At 40.1% G+C, this 2,467-nt stretch carries 3 protein-coding genes and 1 pseudogene; 1 reads left to right on the top strand and 3 read right to left on the bottom strand.

Annotation, left to right across the window (positions count from 1 at the left end; all coding sequences use genetic code 11):
• Positions 1 to 37: 37 nt before the first annotated feature.
• Positions 38 to 364: a hypothetical protein gene (locus tag LKE01_RS11645; RefSeq protein ID WP_225364716.1), complete on the top strand. Its 327-nt coding sequence runs from the start codon at positions 38 to 40 to the stop codon at positions 362 to 364.
• A 76-nt stretch (positions 365 to 440) separates the two neighbouring features.
• On the opposite strand, the gene LKE01_RS11640 is transcribed toward LKE01_RS11645, so the two are convergent.
• The 3 genes and pseudogenes from LKE01_RS11640 to LKE01_RS11630 all read right to left on the bottom strand — a co-directional run bounded on the left by LKE01_RS11640 (position 441) and on the right by LKE01_RS11630 (position 2,175).
• Complete coding sequence (locus LKE01_RS11640) at positions 441 to 1,181, bottom strand: glucose 1-dehydrogenase (RefSeq protein WP_054769789.1); 741 nt, start codon at positions 1,179 to 1,181, stop codon at positions 441 to 443.
• 216 nt (positions 1,182 to 1,397) lie between these two features.
• Positions 1,398 to 1,904, bottom strand: a pseudogene (locus tag LKE01_RS11635) (hypothetical protein).
• The gene (locus LKE01_RS11630; RefSeq protein ID WP_054769787.1) at positions 1,894 to 2,175 is read right to left on the bottom strand and encodes a type II toxin-antitoxin system RelB/DinJ family antitoxin; all 282 of its coding nucleotides are present in this window, start codon (positions 2,173 to 2,175) and stop codon (positions 1,894 to 1,896) included. Before LKE01_RS11630 ends, LKE01_RS11635 begins: the two are co-directional and overlap by 11 nt.
• Between the last annotated feature and the right edge of the window lie 292 nt (positions 2,176 to 2,467).

Here is a 2,467-nt window from a genome sequence, read left to right as displayed (position 1 = left end):
CCCGTAGATCATTAGTCATACGAGATGGGGAAATTCCATGTCTAAGCAATATGAAAAACTAATTGAACAACAAGCACGTTTAAAACAAAAAATTGAGCGGGAAGATTTTAAGTTACGCCAATCTAAATACTACGAAAATCGGCAAGCCCGCAAAGCCCGTTCTCGCCGATTAATTCAAAAAGGGGCTTTATTAGAAAAGTACTTTCAAGCTAATAACCTCTCGGTCGAACAAACCGAAGAACTTTTAAAAACATTTGCCGATTACGTTAATTCCCATAAGCCGAATAAAAAATTATTACCTCCAGTATACCAATCATTGAAAGCCGATGAAATTACGATAGATCAGTCAAAAAGTGGCTTTTAAGATGCAAAATTCCAGCCCTTTACATCTCAAAAGTCGCCTTCATGATTAACTTATTCCAATCTAGTCACAACTAACTTTATTGCGCCGTATAACCACCATCGACAACCAATTCCGAACCGGTCGAGAATGAAGACTCATCGGATGCCAAATAAAGCGCCGCATTGGCAATTTCATCAGCCGTTCCCAAACGACCCATTGGATGCAGGCTTTCCAATTTCTGACGCATTTCAGGATAGGCATCCACCATTGGCGTGTGAGCGTACCCGGGATGAACGGAATTGACCCGAATGGCATAATGCTTTTCTGCACAGTACAGAGCTGCTGATTTGGTGAGCATGCGAACTCCACCCTTGGCAGCGTTATACGCATAGAGGTTGCTAATGCCGATTAAGCCGGCAATTGACGAAATGTTGACGATTGAGCCACCATTTTCTTTCATGAACTTGATTGCGCACTTGGTGCCCAACATGACACCATCCAAATCTACGGATAAGATCTTGTGCCAAGTTGCAAGATCAATGGTTTCAGCATCGTTAAACGACAAGATCCCAGCATTGTTAATCAGAATGTTGACTTTGCCAAATTTTTCAACGGCCGTTTTGAATACCGGTTCCCAGCCAGCCTCTTGTGAAACGTCCTGTTTGGTAAAAATTGCGTTAGCCCGACCAATTTCATCAAGGGCCTCATCCGCGTGCTGATCATCAACATCAGTAATCACTACTTTGGCGCCTTCCTTAACAAACAGCTTAGCCATTGCAAGTCCGAAGCCTTTGACGCCACCGGTAATAATGGCAACTTTTTTATCTAAACGCCCCATAAATATCGACCTCCCAATACTTAATTCAAAACTATAACCACACCTATCTACACCTTAAGTATAGTCTAGCGGAGACCAGTTGTAAAATATTTCACAAACAGCTGTGCCAAAAACCGATTAATCACTATAATAAGCATGATAAACGTTGCGCGTTCAACGGTTACCATGCTCTAAAAATTTATAATCTCTTATACGTTAAATTCAAAAACGATCAGCCTAATAACTAGGCCGATCGTTTTTATTTTCAGGATTGTTTTTTGGCTTAATTTCTGGATTGTGTTTAGCAAATTCTTTTAACTGTTTTTGAATTCTTTATGTAAGCTCTGCTTTACTTTCTTTGTGCTTCCTTTTACTTGATCGCTGTTGAATTATCTTTTGACCCTTACCTCTTCTTTTTGATTTTAGGTCAAGCGTAAAATCCGAAATTTTATTTTGATCTAGCTTACTTAAATGACCGATTTCTTTAAAGTTTAAACCGGCTTTGGGAAAGCGGTAAATATTACCAAGATCGACCCAGGAAGGTTTCTTCAACCCAGCGGATTGCCAATCTTGAATCGGATAATATTGTTGCTTGATATAAGCCGACTTCTTTTCATACTGACTAGTAATTTTAAAAGCCTCGACCGTCTGTTCTGATACCCGACGAATTAAAACTGATCGAGACTTGCCACTGTTAGTTTCTACAAAACTAATGTATAGGCTGACTAAGTCATTAGTCCTCATCTGGATCGTTGAGCCAATCAGCGACCTCTTTAGCGTCTTTGAACTCGGTGACTGGTGTCCCTTCGGTCGCCTTTAAAAAGCGTAAATTAGCTCTTTCTTCTTCGCTTAAAGACGCATTAAAAGGTAAAGCACCATTAGCAACAATCCGCTTGTAAAACATGTTAATGGCCGTGGTTGGATTTAAGCCCAATTCGCTTAAAACTGCTTCGGTATCATCGGCCAAATCTTTATCAATCTTGACTTGGACCCGTTTCTTTTCCTTAACTGTCATGATTGTCTCATCTCCTTTCTTTTGCTACTACCATTACGCTACCTTTTGAGTACCTTATCAATAGATAAAGCCCTGGCCTCAAATCACTTGAGCTTGGCGTTGATCTAAAGGCTGAACTTTTGAGCTGGTTAGCTTTGGTATTCATTTAAAAGCCCCTATTCTTCTGTTTAAGCCATTTAAATCTAACTTAAGCATAAAGAGGTTAGTAAGCCTTAAAACCTCTTAGAAAGGATTTTGTAGCCTTTTACGACTAGTAGTACAACCCACTGCTATCGTTGTCGGCCGACTTTTC

This window comes from Lentilactobacillus kefiri, from assembly GCF_007989105.1.
In the GTDB taxonomy this organism is placed as follows: domain Bacteria; phylum Bacillota; class Bacilli; order Lactobacillales; family Lactobacillaceae; genus Lentilactobacillus; species Lentilactobacillus kefiri.
The sequence above is the reverse complement of the archived record's forward strand: the minus strand, read 5'-3'. Positions and strand labels throughout refer to the sequence as shown.